Below are 25039 nucleotides of genomic sequence, written 5' to 3' on the forward strand. Positions count from 1 at the left end.
CGGATCAATCTTCATCTACTTTTAATTGTAATTTATTTTTAAAATCTTCCAATTTTGTGTTTGTAGAAATCATCAAATCCCATTTTTCTTTTGCAGATAATATTTTAATTGATTTTTTTTCTTCTAAAGCCGCTAATGCTGGATCGATTTCAATCTGGTATTTTATGTTTTTCTCTTTGAATGTTTGACGAATTTTTTCATCCAATTTTAATTCAGCCCGAATGGCTTCTCTGGAAATGACATTTCCAACTGCAAGTGTTATCGTGTTTTTATCATTTTTTAAAATTACATTTTGCAGTATAACTTTTAATGAATTTGATTTTTCTTCTTCTTTACATTGTTCCCAAAATTTAGCAACATTTTCTTCATTAAATTCAATTAGACGTTCTACTCTTTGTTTTTCATCAGCTTCGATTTTTTGTTTAATTTTATCCAGGTTTCCAAGTTTAGGAATTGAAATTGGATCTTTTAAAAGCTGTGTTGGAGCAACTATAACTTTTTTAATAACAACAGGCTCTGTTTTAATTTCAGTTGTTTTAAATTCAGTAACTGCTTCAAAATTAACTATGGGAGTTTTTTTTTCAGGTTCCGCTAAATGCATCTGATTGAATCCTGAATTTTTTCTGGAAAAATAGCATAATTTGAGTAATAAAATTTCAGTATGTAATCGTTTATTTCTTGCGCGAACTAAATTCACATCCGCTTCATTAATTAAGTCTAACCAAGCTACAAGCATAGAAATACTGCATGCATCGGCTTGATCTGCATATTTTTTCTTATGAAGTGCACTCCCTTCAAATAAGTCCTGCATCTTCGGATCTTTTAGAATCATGAGATTTCGCAAATGGCCAGCTAAACCTTCTAATAAAATTTCAGGATCAAATCCTAAATTTAAAATTGCATCAAATTGAATGAGCGCGGTATCTACATGTTCGCTTAAAAAGGCATCTATAAACTTAAAAAAATATTCATAATCCAACACATTTAAATTCTCAGCAACATCTTTATAAACGATTGTTTTGCCTGAAAAACTTTTAATACGGTCAAACATGGATAGTGCATCTCTTAATGCACCATCAGCTTTTTGTGCAATGAGGTGAAGTCCCTCATCTTCAGCATTTATTCCTTCTTGTTTACATATTTTATCAAGTTGTAAAACGATATCTTTTTCACGAATTCTTCTGAAATCATAAATTTGACAGCGACTTAGAATCGTTGGAATTATTTTATGCTTTTCGGTAGTTGCTAAAATAAATTTGGCAAATGGAGGAGGCTCTTCGAGCGTTTTAAGAAATGCATTAAATGCAGCGGTCGAAAGCATGTGTACTTCATCAACAATATAGATTTTGTATTTTCCGGTTTGCGGTTGATATCGCACCTGATCTACTAATTCCCGGATATCCTCAACGGAGTTATTTGAAGCTGCATCTAATTCAAAAATATTGAACGAAGCATTTTCCATAAAGGATCTACAGGAATTGCAGGAATTACAAGGTTCCCAATCTGATGTTGGCGATTCACAATTTAAAACTTTAGCAAGAATTCTTGCACAAGTGGTCTTTCCTACTCCTCTTGGGCCACAAAATAAAAATGCATGTGCGATTTGACCTTTTGCCAGAGCATTCTTTAAAGTATGCGCAACATGCTCTTGCCCAATGACATCTGACCATTTTAAAGGTCTATATTTTCTTGCTGATACTACAAATGAGTCCATAATTTTAAAAGAATACAAAAGTAATGAGAAAAGGAGATCTGATGGAATTAAAATGGCCCAAATATTGGAAAAATGGAAGTCATCGCATTAGAACTTTAGGTTTAAGCTTTCGTTCATTGATTTTATACGACATTTTTAAACTAGGTTATTTCTGCCATGAATTGAATATGTTTCCATTGCAATGACAATGAATTCGCTTTTCGTTTGCATTTAAAATTGAATTTTTTAAATTTTGTTATCCAAAAACTTTAAAATAGATTTCATTTTAATAGTCTATTTCAGTTTAATTGCAATTCTTTGATGCGAATACAACAACTATTTAAACAATTTCTTTACTTTGTTCTTTATTAGTTTATATGAAAATCGCACTGGCACAACTCAACTATCATATTGGAAATTTTGATAACAATTTTTCCATTATGAAGGATGCTGTAATTTCAGCTAAAGCACAAAATGCAGATTTAATTTGTTTTAGCGAATTAGCAACCTGTGGTTACCCACCAAGAGATTTTCTAGAGTTTAAGGATTTTATCAAACAATCCATTCAAGTTGTCAATCAATTATGCGAATTATCCGATGGAATTGGCATTGTTGTAGGCGCTCCTACGGTAAATCCAAATTTGGAAGGAAAAGATCTTTATAATTCTGCCTTTTTTTTATTTAATAAGAAAGTACAATCTATAACACATAAAGCATTACTCCCAAATTATGATATTTTTGATGAGTATCGTTATTTTGAACCAAATAGGAATTTCGAAACTATAATTTTTAAGGAAAAGCGAATTGCTATTACGATTTGTGAAGATATCTGGAATCTTGGAAATAAGAACCCAATGTACACCATTTGTCCATTGGATGAAATCATTGAAGAAAAACCAGATTTTATTCTAAACCTTTCAGCTTCACCATTTGATTTTGAGCACACAAAATTTCGATTAGATGTGATCCGTGCAAATGTTCTGAAGTATAAAATTCCCATGTTTTATATTAATTGCGTAGGATCCCAAACAGACATATTGTTTGACGGTGGTTCCGCTGTTTTAAGTGCTGATGGTTTGTGTTTTGATGAATTACCTTTTTTTGAACCCTGTATTCAATATTATAATTTAGAGGAAGTTCAGAAAGGAGGAGTTTCTAACGAACAGAGAAAAGTTGAAATTGAGCTTATTTATAAAGGATTAGTGCTGGGGATTAAAGATTATTTTGCCAAAATGGGATTCTCAAAAGCTATTTTAGGATTATCTGGAGGAATTGATTCTGCATTAACAGCGGTATTAGCAGTAGATGCTTTAGGTAAGGAAAATGTTAAAGTATTATTGCTGCCATCACAATATTCAAGTACCGGTTCAGTTACCGATGCAGAAGCACTTGCTAAGAATCTTGGGATTTCATATGACATAATACCAATTCAAGAGGTTTTCGACCAATATGAAATGACGCTATTACCCTATTTTAAAGATGTACCAGAGAATGTTACAGAAGAAAATATTCAAGCCCGGATTCGCGGTATGTTGCTCATGGCATTTTCAAATAAATTTTCTTATATTTTATTAAATACTACAAATAAAAGTGAGATGGCTGTAGGATATGGCACATTATATGGCGATTTATGCGGTGGATTGGCAGTGTTAGCCGATGTATATAAATCGCAGGTTTACCTATTAGCTCATTATGTGAATCGGAATTCAGAAATCATTCCAATAAATACGATTCAAAAACCACCTTCAGCTGAATTGCGACCAGGTCAAAAGGATTCTGATAGTCTTCCTGATTATAGCATTCTAGATAAAATTTTATATCAATACATAGAAAAGCGACAAGGCCCTAATGAAATTATTGCCTTAGGTTTTGATGAAGCTACGGTATTGCGATCTCTAAAAATGGTAAATCGGGCTGAGTTCAAAAGGTATCAATCACCCCCGGTCATTCGGGTCTCTTCAAAATCATTTGGCCTTGGAAGACGATTGCCAATAGAAGGAAAATATTTATGTTAAGTTTTAATAAATTATTTTTTAAAAATTCGGTTACTGGTTTTATTTATTTTATTGTACATGTTACAATCCTCAACCAGAATTATCGTTTAAACAGATCAAATAGTTTATGAATAGGGTATTTTAATGAATTAGAATTTAATGTAAATTATTTAACAATATGGAATGGCACCTAAGAAGCGATCCAAAATTCTAATTTGTAATATCCATTATTAATAACGTATTAAATGCAAACAAATAAACCTGGTGGATTAGATTGGACTTTATTGATCATTCTTACAGGAATATGGGGTTTTAGTTATTATTTTATTAAACATAGTTTAGAATCGTTTAATCCAACGCAAGTGGCAAGCTTACGGATGGTCATTGGAGCCATTGCGCTCTTACCATTTTTACCACAGGCACTCCGATTAATTCCTTTGAAGTTATTAGGTGTGATTTTTTTTGTAGGTCTTGTTGGGAGTTTTATGCCAGCTTTTTTATATCCATTTGCGCAACAAAAAATATCAAGTTCATTAGCTGGAATCATTAACGCTTTTACTCCGATTTGTACATTTGGTATTGGAGTACTTTTTTTTAAAGTGAAAAATGAGAAGGCGAAATTTTTAGGAACATTGATTGCTTTATTTGGTGCTTTTTCACTCATCTTATTAAAACCCAATGCAGCCTTACGAGCAGAAGCTTTGTATTTGCTTGTTGCATTTTCAGTTCCTTTTTTATATGGTATAAATAGCAATACCATTAAGGCAAAGCTTGGTTCTATTCCAGGTATACCGATGACCGCTGCAATGTATATTTCTTTACTTGTTTTGAGTCTGCCTATTGCCTATTGGAGTGGAGGCTTAAAACAAATACCTATTGCAATTGCATCCGGCAATGCATTTTATCATTTAGTAGCCTTAAGTGTTTTAGGAAGCGCATTGGCAATGGCCATTTTTAATGTTCTGATCCAACGAGTCCATGTTTTGTTTGCTGCAAGTGTAACCTACTTAATGCCTTTAGTTGCTTTAGTAGTCGGTTGGTTTGATGGAGAACAACTGTCCTGGAATGACATCTTCGGCTTAGGGTGTATATTAATTGGAGTATTAATTATGAATGGTGTGCTGCGAAGAACCACGGAATAAATTATTTATTAATTTTAATTGAATAGAATGGATCCAATTAAATATACAAAATTAAACTGCTTCAGCAACCACCTCCAAAACTTCGGGTACCATTCTTTTTAATAAACCTTCAATTCCTGCTTTTAAGGTAACCGTAGAAGAAGGACAACCACTGCAGGATCCTTGCATCATAACAGTAACAATTCCATCATGAAATGATTTAAATTCTATATTTCCACCATCCATTTCAACAGCTGGTTTGACATACATTTGAATCATATCCTTGATCCTTTTAACAAGTTCTGCATCTTTTTCATCATAATTCCCTTCAGAAGTTGCAGCCTCCTGTTCAATCATATAATTTTCGAATCCTTCCTTTACTATAATTGTATTTTGATCTAAAAGACTTTTCAATAAATCTTTTGCAGGTATCATGATATCCTGCCATTCAACGTTTGGTTTTTTTGTGATGGTTACAAAATTATTGGAAATATATACAGATTGTACATAATGCTCTTCATAGAGCTTAGTTGCTAAAGGTGACCAGACCTCTGCCAAATCTTTTTTCTTAAAATCCGCAATTCCTTGAAACAACATTTTGTTACTTACAAATTTTAGAGACTCAGGATTAGGAGTTTGTTCAGTATACAGTAAAAGAGTACTTTTTGTTATATTAGCTGGTTCCATACATGCTTAATTAAATATCAAAGACAATTTAATACTTATAATGTTCAAATTTTCAATATTACAATTCATAAATTCCTTCTAGAGGACAATGATCTGAAAATCTAATATCGCGATGGTGTTTAAAGTCTTTAACCTTCGATTTTAATGATTTTGATATCGATTGGTAGTCGATTCTCCAGCCCTTGTCCTTGCCATAAGAACCTGCTCGATAGCTCCACCAACTAAATGCTTGTTTTTCAGGGTATAGGACTCTAAATGAATCTAAAAATAATTCATGAAACCAAGCATCTAACCAAGCTCTCTCTTCTGGCCTGAATCCAGATGGATTATCTTTTCGTTCAGGGTTATGAATATCTATGTCTTGATGCACTATATTGTAATCCCCAACAATTATCAAGTTCTTTTTCTCTTGTTCTAATTTTTTAAATTTTGGATACATGTCGGATAAAAATTGCATTTTAAATGAATGGCGGTCCTCACCGGAAGACCCTGAAGGGAAATAACAATTTGCTATCGAAAATCCGTCGTAATCCAAAACAATCAATCTTCCTTCCCGGTCATATGCTTCAATTCCAGTTCCGTAACTAATATTCTTTGGTTTTTCTTTACTTAATATTAATACACCACTATAACCCTTTTTTTCAGCACAATGCCAATAACTTTCATATCCTAATTCTTTAAAATAATCTGGATTTGCATGCGAATTATCCATTTTAGTTTCTTGCAAACAGATGATATCAAATGCTTGACTTGCCACCCATTCATTAAATCCTTTGGATATAGCTGCTCGCAATCCATTTACATTAAAACTTACAATTCGTTTCATGCTTTTACTTTTTAATTACTTTGAAAACATTGTAAAAATAAGATATCAATTCAATTTGATTTTAATATTTTCAAGCAATTCTTAGGGTCGTATAGTTTGTAAATTCAAGGATGTTATTCTCATACCATTCATAAATAGATTCATTTCTCATTTCTTTCAGACCGTGTATTTCTACACATTAGCAAGCGCATCTGTTGGAATTATTTTAAATCCATTGCGCGAATTCTAATATTACAATTAATTGGATATTGAAATAGTTTTAATAAGTCCACTACTCTTTAAATAGTATTTTAATAAAAATAAATGAGATCATATATCATTTAATCATTCTTTGTTGGGTGTAACACCTATAAAATGGATCATATTAATGCTTTTTGCTATGGTATAGTTTTTGAAACAAAGGAAGTATACTTATGAACTTGTCTTAAAGAATCTTAATTAAAATACTTAAATCGATAGTTTAAAAAATCAACTCAAGAATATTCATCACATAGATTTTTATTAAAGATGTATGTTACTGAGTTCCAACCAAGTTAACGAACAAGGTTTAAACTATTTTCTCATATTCCAAATTTCTGAAAGCGTATGAAGGCAAACCAAACCCCAGCGGTGATGTACAAAGACATGCGTTTTTGGTTGGTGGTTGTATTAACTTTTATCCTTGTGGTAATGTTAATTGGAACTTATCCAGCTTAAAAACTCAGTTTTGTATCTTCAGGCTTAAATCGAGGCTTCCGGCACTGTGTGTTAAGGCTCCAATAGAAATAAAGTCAACCCCAGTCAGGGCTACCTTTCTTACTGTTTCGAGACTTATTCCTCCGGAAGCTTCGGTTTCAAGTTTTTTTCCAACCATCGCTACACCTTCAGCCAACAAGGGTAATGCAAAATTATCCAACATAACACGCGTGACATTTCCAAATCGAAGTACTTGTTCTAATTCTTCAAGGTTTTTTACTTCAACGGTAATCCCTAAATTTTCAAGATTATTTGTTTTTTGATATTTTTTAACTGCTTTTATCGCTTTTATAATAGAGCCACATGCTGTAATATGGTTGTCTTTAATCATGAACCAATCATAGAGTCCATCCCGATAATTCTTGCATCCTCCAATTTTAACGGCCCATTTCTCCAAATACCGAATTAAAGGTGTTGTCTTCCGGGTATCTAATAATTGAACTGGTAAATCTGAAACCTCAACAACATAGCGATTGCTCAAAGTTGCAATTCCACTCATCCGTTGCATGCTGTTTAGAATGAGTCGCTCCGCTTTTAATAAATCTCTGGTTTTACCTTTTACTTCAAAAGCAATATCACCATAATGAATATAACTTCCATCTAATTTGAAAATATTTAAATGGATTTCAGGATCAATATATTGAAATATCGATTTCGCTAATTCAACTCCAGCCAATACCCCATCTTCTTTTACTTTAAGAATAGCATGACTGATATCATCTGCCGGAATACATGCAAGCGATGTTATATCACCCGTTTGGATATCTTCGTTAAGGGCTTCTTTAATAAATTGTTGGATATTGAAATAACTCATATTTAAAATATAACACCAAATCGAAAATCTAAACTGCTCAAGATTCCTTTTGATTCTTCTTTACTTCCATCACTATAGGTCCCACTATCATCCGTTAAATCTGTGAAACTTTGATAAAAGCGGATACCTCCAATTAAAGAAACATCATTCGAAATACGAATCTCTGTGCCAACACCTATGGCATAAAATAAAGCAAAGAAATTTACCATTTTTCGAATGTCTTCATCTTCGGAATCTGCCAATGGTGGAGCTTCAATATCACCCCTTGCTTTCGTACGCAAACTAAGACTAAATTCTGGGGCGTGAACAAAAAAGCGATATTTTCCAAATTCATTTGTACGAAGTTTAAATCCAAATGGAATATCAATATAATTCATCCGATAATTCAATTTTGAATTTGCAGGTAAGTCCTTGTAGATAGGATCGCTTAATTCAGCTTCTTTCCAAATATTTCCTCCTTTCAAATATTCCAATCCACCTCCTTGTGCTATGGATAAACCTATCCCTCCAGTGATTCCATATCGTTCATTAAACCAATATTCACCTTGAACATTCGCTTTCCAGCCAATTCTGGAACCTTCAGTGTTGATTTTATTAGTATTGCCTTTCATCCAACTGAGACTCGGTCCGGTTAATACGCTAAAGCGAATCTCCTGACTCAAGAGAATTCCTGGCAAAATAAGGAAAAGTGTGTAAATTAAATTTTTCATAAAATTTGTATTTAATTGAGTTCTAATTTAGTGATACCTTTGGGTTTCTAATCTGTAAAGCTATAATAAATTGAATAATTTTAAATTTGTAGCGTTCTATTTAACCAAATTCTTCTTACAATTTTAAAAATTATATTTATTCATATTGTTTTGAACCTTAGTTTACTGTTACTTATCTATTAAATAAATTTATAACATTTACAAAATAAGATTCAATATTTATTTATGTTAAACCTCGGTAATTTAGGATGTCAAAAGCGTTTAAAATTGACATGGAACCAACTCTTTGTTATCTTTTTGATGTTATTTTTGACAGCTTGCAACTTCTCATTTTCTGAGAATGAGCCCGATGTTAGTCAAATTCAAGCAAATATAAAACTAGTTCGGTTTGAGAAAGAACTATTTAATTTAGACAGTCAAAATTTATATGCCGGCGTACAATCTCTAATTCAAAAGTATCCAGCATTTTCAAATTTATATTTTATACAATTAACTCAATTAACGGATAAACTAGATACCATTCGCCCAGAATTTTTAAATCAATTAAAAGCGTTTCTTAGGGATTCCTTAACCCTTATTTTATTTAATAAATCTCAAATTGAATTTTCGGATGATGATGAATTATTAAAGGAACTAAAAAAATCTGTAAAATATCTTAAATATTATTTTCCAAATGAAACAGACCCGGTGTTTTATACATTGCTTAGTAATTTTGGATATGGAAATTTTATTTTTAGTGAATCACAAAACACGAATGGCATCGGAATAGGACTTGAATTTTTTCTTGGTACTTCCTTTGATTATAAGTATGTAGACCCCAAAAATCCAGTTTTCTCAAATTACTTAACGCGCTCCTTTAATAAAGAGCATTTGCTGAAAAAATCCTTTGAAGCCTTTGTTGAGGATCAGTTAGCAGTATCAAAAGCTTCCCAATTTTTAGATTTTATAATTCAAAATGGAAAAAAATTATATATTTTATCAAAGATAATTCCTGGAATTCAGGATACTGTTTTATTTGAATTTACTCCAGCGCAAATGAATTGGTGCAATCAAAATAAAGTTGAAATCTGGTCTTATTTTTTAGATCAAAATTTATTGTATTCTACAGAATTATTAAAATTTAAAAAATATGTGAGCCCAAGTCCAACATCACCTGGTATGCCAGATTCAGCTCCGGGTCAAACTGGAAATTATATTGGTTATCATATCGTTCTGAACTATGTTAAAAATCACCCGGGATTAAAGCCAGGGGATCTATTGAAACTTCAAGATTCTCAACAATTTTTAAAAGATTCTAAATTTAAACCCAGGAACGAATAGACAGTCTATAATGTTATTGAGTAAGATTGCCTTAATTGGTTTGATTTTTGATCTTTCTTATTTCAAAATTTGCAATGAAACGAGCCATACCACTAGTTGATCTTGATCTTTTTGTATCCGGTAATGCTGAACAGAAATTGAAATTTGTTCAGGAATTGGGGGATGCTTTCCATCAAATTGGATTTGTTGGGGTCATAAATCATGGGGTTTCTAAAGATCTTGTCAGTCAATTTTACACAGATTCAAAAGCTTTTTTTTCATTGCCAGAGGATGTTAAAAGACAATACGAGGTTCCAGGTCTAGCCGGACAACGGGGATATACATCTTTTGGGAAAGAGCATGCGAAGCATTCAAATGTTGGAGATTTAAAGGAATTTTTTCAGATTGGACAAACAGTTCTTGATGGGGATCCGGTGAAAACGGAATATCCTGATAATGTGTTTGTTAAAAATCCAAAAGGATTTACCGAATTAGGGAACCTATTATTTAGTGCATTTGAAAAAAGTGGCGCTTATTTGTTAGAAGCAATTGCGCTTCATTTAGGATTGGAAGAAAGCTATTTTAACCCAAAAATTCACAATGGGAATAGCATCCTGAGAGCAATTCATTATCCACCTATTATTCAAGAGCCTCAATCCGCAATTCGCTCAGAACAACATGAAGATATTAATCTAATTACACTCCTGGTGGGAGCCTCTTCTGGTGGATTACAAGTCTTGACAAAAGAAGGTGAATGGTTGGATGTAATCCCTGGGGAAAATGAAATTGTCGTTAATGTTGGGGACATGTTACAAAGATTAACAAATAATTATTTAGTCTCTACAACCCACCGTGTTGTCAATCCTCCAAAGAAAGATTGGCACGTTCCAAGGCTTTCAATACCCTTTTTCCTGCATCCCAGGAGCAATATGGACCTAACTTGTCTAGGTTCCTGTGTAGCAAAAGGTACAAAACCATCCTATGAACCAACAACAGCTGGCGACTATTTAGATGAGCGGCTTAGAGAAATCGGATTAAAAAAATAACTTTGACCTATAAAATCTATAAAAACATGGAATTTCTATTTTTGGGAAATCTTGGATCAACAGAAGTAATTGTAATATTACTGATCGTTTTATTGTTATTTGGCGGTAAAAAAATTCCGGAATTAATGCGGGGTATCGGTTCAGGTATTCGGGAGTTTAATAGTGCTAAAAATAATATTTCGAATGAAATCAGAGAAGGTATGCGGGATGCAGACCGGAAAAATTTGGATTCTGAAAACAAATAGTTGATTCTTTTTTTAAATTAAATTTTAACGCAATGAAGGTTATTACACTTTCGTCACTTTTTTTTATTTGCTTTTTTTCAACACCGCTTTTATCTCAAAAAGTAGGGCATCTTAGTACTGTTCAAGTGATAGATTCTTTGACCGAAGCAAAACAAGCTTCTGCTACTTTGAAACAATATGAAGCTTCTTTATCAAAAACAGGTGAAGAGATGGTTGTAAAGTTTCAAGAGAAAGTAAAAAAATACCAACTAGATATGAAAGCTGGTAGTTTAACTGCTGTGCAGAGAAAGCAAGTAGAATCGGATCTTGAAATTGATCAAAATGCTATTAATACCTATAGACAATCCGCCCAAATATCTTTGGAAAAAAGAAGGCAGGAACTAATTCAACCCATATTGGATAAAATAAATAAGGCAATTCAAGAAATTGGAAAAGAAGAGAACTATATGTTTATTTTCGATAATGCCGTAGGAATTTTATATTTCAGCCAAAGTGAAGATGTTTCAGCTAAGTTATACAAGAAATTAGGCTACTAAGGCAATAGGATTCTTTTATAAAGGTGCAATTCTGCAGTAAGCATGCTAATTCATTCATTGGCTTGGATCCAATATATTTTCGTTTAGACAAATCGATAGCATTGAATGTTTAAAATTTTCAGAGGCCACTGACAATAATTTCATAGTCATTAGTATGTCCCTACTGAACCCCAAACCCCTTGAAAGTGGATTTAATTTTTAATCCATTTTTATCAGTGTAGTGGTTTTGAGAATTTTAGTTAATGGAATCGCTAATATTTTCAGAATTCCAATTGCATTGGTCACTCTTCAAATCTCAAATGTTTTACCGTCTGGGCGTTATTAATTAATTTTCTGAGAGAATCAATTCCAATTTTCAAATGGAGGTGCAAATAATTTTCGGTAACATTTTTATCACTTGCCTCCGTTTTTACACCTTCAGGCACCATCGGCATATCGGATACTAAGAGCAAAGCACCAGCAGGAATTCTATTTTTAAAAGAAGCAACAAAAATTGTGGCAGTTTCCATATCAATGGCCATAGCACGTAATCGCGTTAGATATTTTTTAAAATCCAGCCTGTGTTCCCAAACTCTTTTATTGGTTGTATAAACCGTTCCCGTCCAGTAATCTTGCTCATATTCTCGAATCGTAGTTGAAATTGCTTTTTGAAGTGCAAATGCCGGTAAAGCAGGAACTTCTGGTGGCAAATAATCATTTGAAGTACCTTCTCCTCGGATCGCTGCTATCGGTAAAATAAAATCGCCAACTTTATTTTTCCCCGATTTCAACCCACCACATTTTCCTAAAAACAAAATCGCTTTTGGTTTAATAGCAGTCAGTAAATCTATAATAGTACCTGCATTTGGACTGCCCATACCAAAATTAATAATTGAAATATTATTCGCAGTTGCATTTATCATGGATCGATCCCGACCTTTGATTTCAACTTCATTCCATTCTGCAAATAACTCAACATACAAACTGAAATTTACGAGCAGAATATATTTGCCAAATTCATCCAGATTAGTGCCTGTATATCTGGGTAACCAGTTTTCTACAATTTCTCTTTTTGTCTTCACATGTTAAAAATTATGTTTTACAATTACAAACCTAATCGACTTCCCTGTTATTTTCTGTATCCTTCAATTATTTAAACGCAAAATACAATAAAAACAAGTTAAACAGGATGAATTGGATTCCAAGATTTTGGATTCGGTAAATCAAAAGCTTAAAAGTTGAACTTGCACAACTCCGTTTTACTTTATTTTTTGTTCTTCAAAGGATAGAATGATAATACTTGAAAACAAATTCATAGACTTTCCAATCTAAAGGAATTATAGAATTCAATCAAGCTAGGTTCAATTTAGAATTTATTGAATTTAAAATAAAAAAGATTAGTATAGAAATGCCTTCTGTTCCAATTTATTAAAAAGAATTCATTTTAATATTAACCCTATATCCATTGCTTAATTTTGGTAGGCGAAGATCTTCAAACTAATTTTCAATTTCTACTCTGTAAATATTATCGGGTAAGATACATATTCCTTTTAGAATCAATTTCTCTGAAAAATGGATCATACAAATCTTTTATAAAATGAATAGCTTCTCCAGTAGACTTCATTTCGGGCCCTAAACTCTTATCTACACCTGGAAATTTATTAAAGGAAAATACTGGTACTTTAATGGCATATCCATCCATATTATTTTGCATATTAAATTCCTTTAATTTTTTTTGTCCCAACATGACTTTTGTAGCTATATTTAAATAAGGCACTTTATAGGCTTTTGCAATGAAAGGTGTTGTGCGGGAAGCTCTTGGGTTTGCTTCAATTACAAATACATGATCATCTTTTATTGCAAATTGAATATTTATTAATCCCTTGATTTCTAATTTAAAGGCAAGTCTTTTAGCATATTCAATCATAGTATCAATTGCTTGCTGACTTAAACTATAGGGTGGTAATACTGCAGAACTATCTCCGGAATGAATTCCAGCGGGTTCAATATGTTCCATAATTCCCATAATATGAACATCCTCTCCATCACAGATCGCATCGATCTCAGCTTCTTTGGCGCGTTCTAGAAACTGATCTATCAATACCTTATTATCTGGCATGTGTTTAAAGATCGTTAATACATGGCGTTCTAATTCTTCATCATTTATAACAATTCGCATTCTTTGACCACCAAGTACATACGATGGTCTAACTAATACCGGATAACCAATTTTTTTTGCAACTTCCAATGCCGAATCCGCATCGGTTGCTACCCCATATCGGGGATATGGAATATCCATGTCTTTCAACATATCAGAAAATCGGCCTCGATCTTCAGCAATATCCATATTGTCAAAGCTTGTACCTATTAATTTTATTCCTTTCTGATGAATTTTTTCTGATAATTTTAAAGCCGTTTGTCCACCCAATTGTACAATGATTCCATCTGGTTTTTCATGATCAATTATTTCTTCAATATGTTCCCAATAAATGGGTTCAAAATATAATTTATCAGCAATATCAAAATCGGTTGAGACGGTTTCTGGATTGCAATTTACCATGATCGCTTCCATGCCTTCTTCCCGGATTGCCATCACCCCATGTACACAGCAATAATCAAATTCTATTCCTTGTCCTATACGATTTGGTCCGGAGCCTAAAACGATTATTTTTTTTCTATCATGACTTACACTTTCGTTTTCTTCATCAAAGGTTGAATAGTAATAAGGTGTTTTAGCTTCAAATTCTGCAGCACAAGTATCCACTAATTTAAACACGCGTTTAATTCCTAATTTTCTCCTTTGTTTTATAACATCTTTTTCATCAACCCGCATTAACCATCCTATTTGATTATCGCTATAACCATTCTTCTTCAATTCTATAAAAAAATTATAAGGAATGTCTTCCGGCAAATTATATTTCAACAACTGATCTTCAAGTATTACTAATTTTTTAATTTCTTTAATAAACCAGGGGTCAATTCCTGTCAATTTATGCACTGTTTTTTCAGGAACTCCTAATCGCAGTGCATCTTTTAAACGATAAATTCGATCATCACTTACGATTTCAAGTCGTTCTAATATATCCTGGGTATTAATCCATTCTTTTTTATCTGCACCTAAGCCATGTCTATCATTTTCTTGTGATTGACATGCCTTTTGTAAAGCTTCTGTAAAACTCCGGCCAATCGCCATTACTTCTCCTACAGATTTCATTTGTAAGCCTAATCGCTGATCCGCTCCTTGAAATTTTTCAAAATTCCAACGTGGCATTTTAACGATCACATAATCTAATGATGGTTCAAAAAGGGCAGATGTATTGCCAGTAATTTGATTGGTCAATTCATCTAAGGTATAGCCTATGGATAGTTTCGCAGCTATTTTGGCAATAGGATATCCTGTTGCTTTACTTGCCAAAGCAGAAGATCTTGAAACCCGAGGGTTAATTTCAACGGCAATAATTTCTTCATTTTCAGGATTCATTGCAAACTGGACATTGCAACCGCCCGCAAAATTTCCTAATGAACGCATCATCATAATGGCCTGATCCCGCATCCTTTGGAAGCCGGTATCCGAAAGGGTCATTGCAGGAGCCACCGTAATGCTATCTCCTGTATGGATTCCCATGGGATCAACATTTTCAACCGTGCAAATGATAACTACATTGTCATTTTGATCTCGTAATAATTCTAATTCAAATTCCTTCCATCCTAAAACGGCTTTTTCAACTAATACCTCATGTGTAGGAGAAGCATCTAAGCCTCGTCTTAAACATTCATCAAACTGGTCGGCTTTATGGACTAAACTACCACCACTTCCGCCTAAGGTAAATGATGGTCTGATAACTAATGGGTATCCTATTTTTTGAGCAGCTTCTTTTCCTTCTAAAAAAGAGTTTGCAATTTGAGAGGGGGCAACAGAAACTCCCAGTTGGATCATGTGTTTTCTGAAAAGTTCCCTGTTTTCTGTCAATTCAATAGCGGAAACATCAACACCAATCATTTTCACGCCATATTTTTTCCAAACATTTTGATTTTCAGCCTCAATTGCTAGATTCAATGCCGTTTGTCCTCCCATAGTAGGTAAAACAGCATCTATTTTTCGCTCTTCAAGGATTTTAATAATACTTTCTACAGTTAAAGGCAATAAATAGATATGATCCGCAGTAACTGGATCTGTCATGATCGTAGCAGGATTTGAATTTATAAGGCTTATTTCAAGTCCTTCTTCCCGCAATGAACGCGCTGCCTGAGTACCAGAATAATCAAATTCGCAGGCTTGTCCTATTATAATGGGGCCACTTCCTATTATCAATACAGAGTGAATTGAGCTGTCTTTTGGCATTAAATCGTAAATTTGGCGCAAAGATAAGGGTTGCCAATGGATCTTATTAATAAACTGAAATTTACATATACTAAAAATATGTAAGGAATTCAGCAGACCTTTGGTACCAAGCAAATTGATTAGATTTTAGAATAACCATTCGCATCGATTTTATTGATAATATTCTATTGAATAGTAATGTCGATTGCCTTTAAAAGGGGATAAAATGAAGAAGAAAGTACTCATTACGGATGATGTTCATCCCTTATTAATAAAAGGTTTGATTGACCGGAATTGGATCGTTGATTTTGAGCCAGAAATCAGCTTGCAGGAAACTTTTGACAAAATTTCGAATTATGAAGGCTTAGTTATAAATAGTAAGATAGTCGTTGATCGAGCATTTCTTAAGCGAGCTCAAAGTTTATTATGGATCGGAAGACTGGGTTCTGGAATGGAAATTATTGACATCCCGGCAGCCTTAGAAAGAGGAATTCATCTGATTAACACACCGGAAGCAAATTGTAATGCAGTTGCAGAACATGCATTAGGGATGTTGTTTTCTTTGTTTAGAAATCTAAATCGGGCTGATTATGAAGTTCGTAGACTCCTTTGGGAGCGGGAAAAAAACCGAGGTGAAGAATTGGCAGGGAAGGTCATAGGCGTACTTGGGTATGGTCATACAGGTGCTCGTTTTGTTGAATTACTAGAAGGATTAAGTGTTAAAGTTTTAGTTTATGATAAATATAAGCAGCTTTCAAAGCAACTGAATCGTTATACCCACGTAGTAGATGCAGATGAAATCCGGAAATCGGCCAACGTGATTAGTTTGCATTTACCCCTGACCACTGAAACGAAGAATTTACTGGATAGAGATTTTATTGCTGGCTGTAAAAATCCATTTTATCTGATTAATACTTCAAGAGGTCAGGTTGTTAATACGATTGACCTAATCCATGCTTTGCATATAGGAAAGGTCAAAGGTGCTTGTCTAGATGTTTTTGAAAATGAAAAACCGGCAAGTTTTACGGAAACCGAAAGAGCCATGTATGAAGAATTGTATCGTCTGCCTCAGGTCATTTTAAGCCCCCATATTGCTGGTTGGACCTACCAGTCGAAACAAAAGATAGGAGAAATTTTACTAGAAAAATTAGATCGGGTGCTACCCCGGTTATAAATTTAATATGCTGAAAATCAATTAATTAGATTATTTAAATTTTAAAAACAGCGCACTCATTTTTAGAAATTAAAAATTTGAATTTAATTGGTATTTGAAATCGGTTTAGAAATCCTTAACATTGCAAAATTTTTTTACGACAGAATCCTCAAATTCACATTATGTTTAAACGATTCTTACTCTTGTTTAGTCTATTCTCCTTTTGCATTTTATCTGCTTATAGCCAGACGTCTTTAGCTGGAAAAGTGACAGATAAAGAATCCGGGGAAGCCATCATTCAATGCGGTATTGTTTTATTTAAAAATGGTATCCAGGTTACCACAATTGTAACCGATTTTGATGGAAATTTCAATGTTCAATTAGATCCAGGAAAATATGACGTGGAAGCACGTTATGTTGGTTATAATTCAACCAAGGTTACAGGGATTAATATTTTAGGTGGTAAAGCAAACACCCTGAATATTAAAATCAGCGCAGGTATTGAATTAGAAGCTGTCGAAATTGTAGAATATAAAGCTCCTTTAATTGAAAAGGATAATACTACACAAGGCACCGTAATTACTGCTGAAAAAATCAAAAACCTTCCTGTAAAAAACGTACTGGGCGTTGCTTCCACAGCTGCTGGTTTATCCAGCGTTGATGGTGGAGATGCAAGTATTCGGGGGTCTCGTTCTGATGCTACCGTATACTATCTTGATGGCTTGAGAATTACCGGTCGGCAAATTCCAACTTCAGAATTGGAACAATTACAAGTTGTGACTGGTGGTGTTGAAGCTCAATATGGTGATGTAACCGGAGGAATTATTGCACTTACCAGTAAAGGCCCATCTTCTAAATTTTCAGGAGGGATAGAAGGAGAAACTTCTTCTGGCCTTGATCCTTATGGATATAATTTATTAAGTGTCAACTTTAGCGGACCAATTTATAGAAAAAAATTAACGGATTCAACCAGAGGACGTACCATTTTAGGCTACCGGTTAGCAGGTCAATATAATTATCAAAAAGATGATGACCCAGCAGCTTTTGGAGTTTATAGAGCTAAAGAAAGTACTATAGAACGTCTTTCAAGGGATCCATTAAAGCTTTATGGTACCTCTACACTGCCTACCGGAGAAATCCTTACAGATGATGAAGTAGAGTTTATTAAGTACAATCCAAATGAGCAGAATACCGCGTATGATTTAACGGGTAAATTAGACTTTAGACCAGTTGAGAATATAGATCTATCAATATCTGGTAATTATTCTCAGGTGAAGGACAGATTTAATCCAGGAGATGATAATACCACCATTGGCCAAGGAGCATGGACTTTATTAAATTGGGTAAACAACCCTGAATCTAATAATGATATCTACCGGGTAAACGTAAGGCTTAGACATCGATTGGGTAAACTGGTTGATCTAAATGCAAAAAAGGATGGAGAAGTTTCTACACCTTCAAATATCCAGAATGCATTTTATACAATTCAAGGAGGCTTGCAAAAATCGAAATCAAAAACCCAGGATTTTAGACATAAAGATCGATTTTTTGATTATGGGTATTTTGGAAAATTCAACGGTAATTATGATCCAACATTTGATAATTTTGGACAACATAATGGATATAATTTAGTTATCAATTCGTTTGATGCTCAAAATTCACCAAACCCTGTCTATGCTGCATTTAATAAGCTTCCAACAGAAGACCCAACAGATCTTGAATCGTACCGTGCATATAATGGATTTTTAAGCACAGCCTATGATAATTTATGGGGAAATCTTCATAATAATGTTGGAGGAACTTATAATAATTATCAAAAAACAGATAACGATTTATTGACACTCCAGATCACAAGTGGTTTTGATTTTTTACCTGGAGGATCTAAAAGTGGAAGACATAATATTCAATTTGGTTTTGTTTATGAACAACGTACAAATAGAAACTGGACGATAGCACCTTTTGGTTTGTGGAACCTTGGAAAATTATATTCAAATAAGCATATTACCAGTGGTGTTGATACCAATGTTATTATAGGTAGAGTTTGGAATCCATTTTTCCAGGATAGTGTCGATGAACATCCTACCATCATTGAATCTGATTTGCGGGAATTTAAATTCATGAAAAGTATTAGAACAAAATTATATCCTAATACCCCTATAGAGACTTCAGCGCATACTTATGTAAATGTGAATGAATTTGGTAACAACGATTTGACGCTGGATATGTTTTCTGCGAAAGAATTGACAGATCAACAAGCAATTGGGTATTCTGGATTTGACTATTTGGGTAATAAATTGACAGGGAATGTTAAATTTGAAGACTTTTTTGCATTAGATGCCGACTCCAATAAGTTATTTGTTGTAGCTCCATTTACACCAAATTATTATGGTGGATATATTCAGGATAAATTTACATTTAAAGATATCATTTTCCGTTTAGGTTTACGGATAGATCGCTACGATGCAAATACTAAAGTATTAAAAGATCCATATTCATTATATGGTATTTTAGGTGCGAAAAGTTTTCATGATATAAATAATACGGATAAACCAGGTTCGATTGGAGATGATTATAAAGTATATGTTACCACAGAAGGTTCTACAGCAATTAAAGCTTATCGGAATGGTGATCAGTGGTATAATTCACAAGGTGCGCCGGTGAATTCATCAGATCAGATTTTTACAAGTAACCTGGTCACAGCAGCCTATATTGAACCTGAGAAAAAGTATCGCGACATCACTACAAAATATTATAAATGGGAAGAATCTTTTGAAGATTATAAGCCTCAAGTAAATTGGATGCCGAGATTAGCTTTTTCATTTCCAATATCCGATAACTCTAATTTTTTTGCACATTATGATATCTTAGTTCAGCGACCTACTTCCAATGTTTATGTGAGTCCCTTAGCCTATTATTATTTTAATGAGCAAGGAAGAACGCCCGCTAATAATGGAAATCTTAAACCTACACAGACGGTAGATTATGAAGTTGGATTTCAACAAAAAATTTCCAATTCATCTGCGATAAAAATGTCTGCATATTATAAAGAGTTGCGGAATATGATTAATCGAATTACCTATAGCCGCGTTACTGAAATTGGAACCTATGATAGTTACGGAAACATTGACTTTGGAACTGTAAAAGGATTTAACTTTTCATATGATTTGAGAAGAACAAGTAACTTAGAATTTACAGCAGCTTATACTCTACAATTTGCTGATGGAACTGGATCTGATCCTGAATCTGCAAGAGGTTTAACACAAAAAGGAATCAACATTCGTAATATTTTTCCTTTTAATTATGATGAAAGACATCGTTTTGCATTTACAGCAGATTATCGTTTTGATGCAGGTAAAAAATATAATGGCCCCAAAGTATTAGGCAAGGATATATTAGCAAATGCAGGTATTAATCTACAAGTAGTAACCGCTTCAGGTCGTCCTTATTCTCCTGGAACTACCATTGTTCGTTTTGATGGTTCTGGTTACCGAGGAGATATTAATGGCTCCCGTTTGCCTTGGAATTTTAATATTGATATGCGTATTGATAAAAATATTACCATAACAAAAGGAAAGCATCCATTGGATTTGAATGTTTATTTAAGAGTTCAAAATTTACTGGATACTAGAAATGTAATTTCAGTGTACAGGGGCTCTGGAAGTGCTAAAGATGATGGCTATTTGAGATCTGATAAAGGTGCTGCAGAATTTAACAATGTTTCAGCTCAATATGGGGAAGATTTTATTGATTATTTTGTAAATCAATATAATTACAGATTATTAAATCCTGATTTTTATACATTGCCTCGTAGAATATTTATTGGAGCAATTTTGGAATTTTAATTTTATCACATTAACAACATTTCAATTATGAAATATATATTTTTATTTATATTTATTTTTGCTATTGGGGATCAATCTTTGTGGGCACATAGACCACCAGCGAAAAGTATGAGTCCGGAAACAAAAGAAAAAATCCTAAAATCAAGAGGTGGTGCTTGTGCAGCAGCTACCAAACAGATCGATATGGATATTAATAATGTCCGGGCACGTTTATTAAATGGTGGCGATTGCTGGTGGGACTTAAACAATGGAAGTTATATCGTTCCAAAAATCCCAGAAGGATCCACGAAGAAACCGGTGTCTGCGATTTTCGCCGGAGCGGTTTGGGTAGGTGGTTACGATCCATCCAACAATTTGCATATTATGGCACAAGATTTCAGAAGTTCTTCTAGCAATGATTGTTGGCCTGGTCCGTTAACTCCAACAACGGGGGAAACCGATACCAAGGATTGCTTAGACTGGGACCGATTTTTTGTAGTGCTTGGAAAAAATATTAGAGAACAACAAAAAAAATACAAAGAATTTAAAGGGATTCGTGATTTAACACAAGAAGAAATTCCGGAAGATGTGTTGTATTATCCAGCCAGAGGAAATAAATATTTTTCTACAAAATATGGCTTTGAGCTTCCATTTTTACCCCAAGGTTTAGGTTTATTTTATGAAGAACCTGGTACGGCATCAGACAATGGTCTTTATGAGCCTGAAAAAGGAGATTTTCCGATAATTGATATTCGGGGTTGTACCGAACCCGTGTATCCTGATCAGATGTTTTTTTGGATCTATAATGACAATGGAGGAATTCATACAAATTCAAATGGGGACCCAATTCGTATGGAAGTCCAGGTACAAGCATTTGCTTTTAATACCAGTGACCAGATTAACGATATGACCTTCCAACGGTATAAACTGATAAACAGAGCACCACAAAATCTTGATCAATGTTATTTTGCTATGTGGATTGATCCGGATTTAGGATGTTATTCTGATGATTATATTGGATGTAGTGTAGAGCGTAGCTTGATGTACATCTATAATATAGATGCCACAGATGGTTCTAATGGTTGTAATTGCGACCGAGGAGTAAATACATATTGTACCGAAATTCCAATGTTAGGGGTGGATTATTTTAGAGGACCTTTAGATACTGCCGGACGTGAATTAGGAATGTCTTCCTTTATGTACTATAATAATCCTGCAGGTGGTGGAAATCCTCCTGCTGCAACTACAGATCCAGGATCAGCCATTGAATATTATCGCTATTTAACTGGAAGTTGGAGAGATGGTACCCCTTTGACAAAAGGTGGAACCGGTTATAACCCAAGCTCACAAGATACCACTCGATATGCTCTTCCAGGAGATCCAAACGATGCAACAGGATGGAGTATGTGTTCTGCTATTGCGCCTGAAGGGGATCGAAGAACGCTTCAAGCAACGGGTCCTATGCAATTAAGACCTGGTGCTATTAATGAATTAATTATTGGTGCTGTTTTTGTTCCGGATCAAAATTATCCATGTCCTGATCCTAGTGAATTATTTGCAGCGGATAAACTTTCTCAGGATTTATTCGACAATTGCTTTAAAATATTAGATTGTCCTGATGCTCCAGATGTTGATATTATTGAGCTGGATCGCGAGTTAGTCCTTGTTTTAACAAATGATCTTACATCCAACAATAAATTTGAAGATTATACAGAAGCTGGAATTGGATTTCCGGCAGGTGTAGATAGCTTATACCGCTTTGAAGGATACCGAATTTTTCAAGTGGCTGATCCATCTATAACACTGAGTGAAGATGCAATAAATGATCCAACCAAAGTAAGAGAAATATTTACGGTCGATCTCAAAAATAAAGTTAAAAAAGTTTATAATTGGATAGGCATTAAAAATCCAAGTCCGGATCCTACTACACATCCTATTATCTATACCCCAGAAGAAAAAGTAGAAGGTGTAAATAATGGCATAAGGCATACTTTTAATGTCACAGAAGATCAATTTGCAAAAGGGGATAGAAGATTAATTAATCACAAGAAGTATTTTTTTACTGTAATTGCCTATGGTTATAATAATTATAAAGATTTTAATATAGTCGAAAACTTAGGTCAACGTACCCAGTATTGTCCAGGACGTTTGAATATAGGACCAAACGAAGATGGAAAACCTTATACAGCAATTCCTAGACCTTTGATTTATGAAAAATTAAATTCCAAATATGGAACTGGATTTGAAATTACACGGCATGATGGTATAGGAATGGGAGGTAAAGATCTTTTATTAAAACCAAACATGTATGATAAATTATTAGCTCCAGGTTTTGATGGCTTAATTCAATACCAAGCTGGCAGAGGTCCTGTTGAAATTAAAGTATATGATCCATTACGCGTTAAGAATGGTGTATATGAATTGCGTTTTACAGATTCTAATTTAAATAATACCAAATTAGATGATCCTGTAAATTGGTTGTTAGTAAATATTACCACAAATGATTCTATAAAATCACAAACAGATATTAGTCGATTTAACGAACAGATTATTAATAAATTTGGAATTTCTGTGGTAATCGGTCAAACTATTGAAGCTGGTAGTGATTCATTAAATAGTTGTGGAGTGATAGGGGAAGGATTGTTTTATGATTATAAAGATTTGAATGATACTTTATGGTACACCGCACAGCCAGATAACAATGTAGATGTGACAGATTTTATTTTATCAGGTTTAGGGCAACCCGCATATGCATTAGATCCGCAAGAATGTTTTTCAAACCTAGGTGCAGGAGAGACAGTAGAAGGTACCTGGTATCCATATAAATTGCCATCTGATACTACTTATTTAACACCAGTATGGATAGATCCATTATCTAAAGTAACCAGAGGAACTATTAAAATGTCTGATTTAAATAATGTGGATATCATATTCACATCAGATAAATCTAAATGGAGTCGATGTTTAGTTGTAGAAACCTGGAATCCAAATGTAGGCGAAGCTTTAACGTCGCCTGTTACTGGATTAAAGAATTTTGCAATTAAAAAGAGTCCATCGGTTACAAATGACGATGCAGATGGAGATGGTTTGGCTGATATTGATACAAAAGAAGACAGCACAGGATATGGTTGGTTTCCGGGCTATGCAGTAGATGTTGAATCTGGAAAACGCCTTAATATTTTCTTTGGTGAAAATTCATTTTATTCACCTGAAAATATTTTATTAGATGGTTGTAATACAAAACCATTGACAGGAAATGATATGATGTACAATCCAACCGATGAATATGTCTTTTTTAATCCAACATGTGCACTATCACAAACCAGATTTAACGTAAGTTTAGGAGGCCATCATTATATATACGTTACAAAGACTCCTTATGACTCTTGTAAATCATTCCGCTTAGGTTTAAATTCTACTAAGATTGCAGATAAAAACAGATTGTTCAGAGACTTTACCTGGTGCAGTATGTCTGCATTATTTCCTCAAGCAAGTCTAAGGTCCTATCATGATGGAATTGTTCCAAATGATCTTACCATTCGATTACGTGTTGAAAATCCGTATCAATATGCGATCGGTACCAACGAGAATAAAGGGCATAATTTTTATTCTTTTAGCATAATTGGTCAGGATGCAAATCCCATTGTAAAAAAGGAAGAAATTAGTACAGCTTTAGACAATGTGAATGTAGTTCCAAATCCATACTATGGATTTTCAAACTATGAAACAGGTCAATTTAGCAATGTTGTTAAAATTACAAATTTGCCAGCTAGTTGTACCATCACAATATATTCTGTAGATGGAAAATTCATTAAGCAATATAAGCGTGATGAAACACCAGTGAAACGGACAGGTTCAAATCCAGGAGTTTTAGAAAATCAAATTACACCGGATTTAGAATGGGATTTGACAAATTTTAAATCGATTCCAGTTGCAAGTGGTGCATATATTATTCACATAAAAGAAAATACAACGGGTGCTGAAAAAATTGTCAAATGGTTTGGTGTAGCTAGAAAATTTGACCCATCCGGTTTATAAAAATTATACATAAATGGGCTA

Annotated in this window: 16 protein-coding genes; 9 read left to right on the forward strand and 7 right to left on the reverse strand. The window is 33.8% G+C overall.

Annotated elements, in window-relative coordinates:
• Window positions 1-4 precede the first annotated feature (4 nt).
• Entirely contained in the window at window positions 5-1714 is a 1710-nt protein-coding gene (gene dnaX, locus IPO86_04095; protein MBK9727282.1) for a DNA polymerase III subunit gamma/tau, read from the reverse strand.
• Window positions 1715-2070: 356 nt separating this feature from the next.
• Here dnaX and IPO86_04100 point away from each other — a divergent pair, with 356 nt between their 5' ends.
• Together IPO86_04100 and IPO86_04105 are read left to right on the forward strand one after the other, a co-directional pair.
• Window positions 2071-3708, forward strand: coding sequence for an NAD+ synthase (locus IPO86_04100; protein ID MBK9727283.1), 1638 nt, complete (start codon window positions 2071-2073; stop codon window positions 3706-3708).
• A gap of 224 nt (window positions 3709-3932) precedes the next feature.
• Window positions 3933-4829 (forward strand): EamA family transporter, encoded by an 897-nt coding sequence (locus IPO86_04105; protein MBK9727284.1) that lies wholly within the window; start codon window positions 3933-3935, stop codon window positions 4827-4829.
• Window positions 4830-4880: 51 nt separating this feature from the next.
• On the opposite strand, the gene IPO86_04110 is transcribed toward IPO86_04105, so the two are convergent.
• The 4 genes from IPO86_04110 to IPO86_04125 form a co-directional block, all read right to left on the reverse strand.
• Window positions 4881-5495 (reverse strand): NifU family protein, encoded by a 615-nt coding sequence (locus IPO86_04110; GenBank protein ID MBK9727285.1) that lies wholly within the window; start codon window positions 5493-5495, stop codon window positions 4881-4883.
• 58 nt (window positions 5496-5553) lie between these two features.
• Entirely contained in the window at window positions 5554-6321 is a 768-nt protein-coding gene (gene xth, locus IPO86_04115) for an exodeoxyribonuclease III (protein MBK9727286.1), read from the reverse strand.
• A 700-nt stretch (window positions 6322-7021) separates the two neighbouring features.
• The gene (nadC, locus tag IPO86_04120; protein ID MBK9727287.1) at window positions 7022-7870 is read right to left on the reverse strand and encodes a carboxylating nicotinate-nucleotide diphosphorylase; all 849 of its coding nucleotides are present in this window, start codon (window positions 7868-7870) and stop codon (window positions 7022-7024) included.
• 2 nt (window positions 7871-7872) lie between these two features.
• Entirely contained in the window at window positions 7873-8580 is a 708-nt protein-coding gene (locus tag IPO86_04125) for a PorT family protein (protein MBK9727288.1), read from the reverse strand.
• Between the two features lie 225 nt (window positions 8581-8805).
• Between IPO86_04125 and IPO86_04130 the strand changes: the two genes are divergently transcribed.
• The 4 genes from IPO86_04130 (at window position 8806) to IPO86_04145 (ending at window position 11706) form a co-directional block, all read left to right on the forward strand.
• Complete coding sequence (locus tag IPO86_04130) at window positions 8806-9900, forward strand: hypothetical protein (GenBank protein MBK9727289.1); 1095 nt, start codon at window positions 8806-8808, stop codon at window positions 9898-9900.
• Window positions 9901-9974: 74 nt separating this feature from the next.
• On the forward strand, window positions 9975-10925 hold the full coding sequence (locus tag IPO86_04135; GenBank protein ID MBK9727290.1) for an isopenicillin N synthase family oxygenase: 951 nt from the start codon (window positions 9975-9977) through the stop codon (window positions 10923-10925).
• Window positions 10926-10951: 26 nt separating this feature from the next.
• Window positions 10952-11170 carry a twin-arginine translocase TatA/TatE family subunit gene (locus IPO86_04140; GenBank protein MBK9727291.1) on the forward strand — a complete coding sequence of 73 codons (219 nt, stop codon included), beginning with the start codon at window positions 10952-10954 and terminating at the stop codon, window positions 11168-11170.
• A 32-nt stretch (window positions 11171-11202) separates the two neighbouring features.
• Window positions 11203-11706, forward strand: a complete 504-nt coding sequence (locus tag IPO86_04145) for an OmpH family outer membrane protein (GenBank protein ID MBK9727292.1) — start codon at window positions 11203-11205, stop codon at window positions 11704-11706.
• Between the two features lie 281 nt (window positions 11707-11987).
• Here the strand turns inward: IPO86_04145 and IPO86_04150 are convergent, their stop codons facing one another.
• Both IPO86_04150 and carB read right to left on the reverse strand, forming a co-directional pair.
• A complete protein-coding gene (locus tag IPO86_04150; protein ID MBK9727293.1) occupies window positions 11988-12767 on the reverse strand; it encodes an AMP nucleosidase in 780 nt (259 codons plus the stop codon).
• A gap of 443 nt (window positions 12768-13210) precedes the next feature.
• Window positions 13211-16027, reverse strand: a complete 2817-nt coding sequence (gene carB / locus IPO86_04155) for a carbamoyl-phosphate synthase large subunit (GenBank protein MBK9727294.1) — start codon at window positions 16025-16027, stop codon at window positions 13211-13213.
• Between the two features lie 205 nt (window positions 16028-16232).
• Between carB and IPO86_04160 the strand changes: the two genes are divergently transcribed.
• The 3 genes from IPO86_04160 (at window position 16233) to IPO86_04170 (ending at window position 25018) form a co-directional block, all read left to right on the forward strand.
• Window positions 16233-17180: a hypothetical protein gene (locus IPO86_04160; GenBank protein MBK9727295.1), complete on the forward strand. Its 948-nt coding sequence runs from the start codon at window positions 16233-16235 to the stop codon at window positions 17178-17180.
• 161 nt (window positions 17181-17341) lie between these two features.
• Window positions 17342-21001 (forward strand): TonB-dependent receptor, encoded by a 3660-nt coding sequence (locus IPO86_04165; protein MBK9727296.1) that lies wholly within the window; start codon window positions 17342-17344, stop codon window positions 20999-21001.
• Window positions 21002-21028: 27 nt separating this feature from the next.
• The gene (locus tag IPO86_04170) at window positions 21029-25018 is read left to right on the forward strand and encodes a hypothetical protein (GenBank protein MBK9727297.1); all 3990 of its coding nucleotides are present in this window, start codon (window positions 21029-21031) and stop codon (window positions 25016-25018) included.
• Window positions 25019-25039 lie beyond the last annotated feature (21 nt).

It is taken from the genome of Saprospiraceae bacterium, assembly GCA_016717265.1.
Classification (GTDB): domain Bacteria; phylum Bacteroidota; class Bacteroidia; order Chitinophagales; family Saprospiraceae; genus Vicinibacter.

What these genes read in the sequence shown, in the direction of transcription:
- IPO86_04105 (MBK9727284.1), top strand. Translation starts at nt 3,933, where the DNA reads ATGCAAACAAATAAACCTGGTGGATTAGATTGGACTTTATTGATCATT.
- dnaX (MBK9727282.1), bottom strand. Translation starts at nt 1,714, where the DNA reads ATGGACTCATTTGTAGTATCAGCAAGAAAATATAGACCTTTAAAATGG.
- IPO86_04165 (MBK9727296.1), top strand. Translation starts at nt 17,342, where the DNA reads ATGTTTAAACGATTCTTACTCTTGTTTAGTCTATTCTCCTTTTGCATT.
- IPO86_04170 (MBK9727297.1), top strand. Translation starts at nt 21,029, where the DNA reads ATGAAATATATATTTTTATTTATATTTATTTTTGCTATTGGGGATCAA.
- IPO86_04130 (MBK9727289.1), top strand. Translation starts at nt 8,806, where the DNA reads ATGTTAAACCTCGGTAATTTAGGATGTCAAAAGCGTTTAAAATTGACA.
- IPO86_04140 (MBK9727291.1), top strand. Translation starts at nt 10,952, where the DNA reads ATGGAATTTCTATTTTTGGGAAATCTTGGATCAACAGAAGTAATTGTA.
- IPO86_04110 (MBK9727285.1), bottom strand. Translation starts at nt 5,495, where the DNA reads ATGGAACCAGCTAATATAACAAAAAGTACTCTTTTACTGTATACTGAA.
- IPO86_04135 (MBK9727290.1), top strand. Translation starts at nt 9,975, where the DNA reads ATGAAACGAGCCATACCACTAGTTGATCTTGATCTTTTTGTATCCGGT.
- IPO86_04125 (MBK9727288.1), bottom strand. Translation starts at nt 8,580, where the DNA reads ATGAAAAATTTAATTTACACACTTTTCCTTATTTTGCCAGGAATTCTC.
- IPO86_04100 (MBK9727283.1), top strand. Translation starts at nt 2,071, where the DNA reads ATGAAAATCGCACTGGCACAACTCAACTATCATATTGGAAATTTTGAT.
- nadC (MBK9727287.1), bottom strand. Translation starts at nt 7,870, where the DNA reads ATGAGTTATTTCAATATCCAACAATTTATTAAAGAAGCCCTTAACGAA.
- xth (MBK9727286.1), bottom strand. Translation starts at nt 6,321, where the DNA reads ATGAAACGAATTGTAAGTTTTAATGTAAATGGATTGCGAGCAGCTATA.
- IPO86_04160 (MBK9727295.1), top strand. Translation starts at nt 16,233, where the DNA reads ATGAAGAAGAAAGTACTCATTACGGATGATGTTCATCCCTTATTAATA.
- IPO86_04145 (MBK9727292.1), top strand. Translation starts at nt 11,203, where the DNA reads ATGAAGGTTATTACACTTTCGTCACTTTTTTTTATTTGCTTTTTTTCA.
- carB (MBK9727294.1), bottom strand. Translation starts at nt 16,027, where the DNA reads ATGCCAAAAGACAGCTCAATTCACTCTGTATTGATAATAGGAAGTGGC.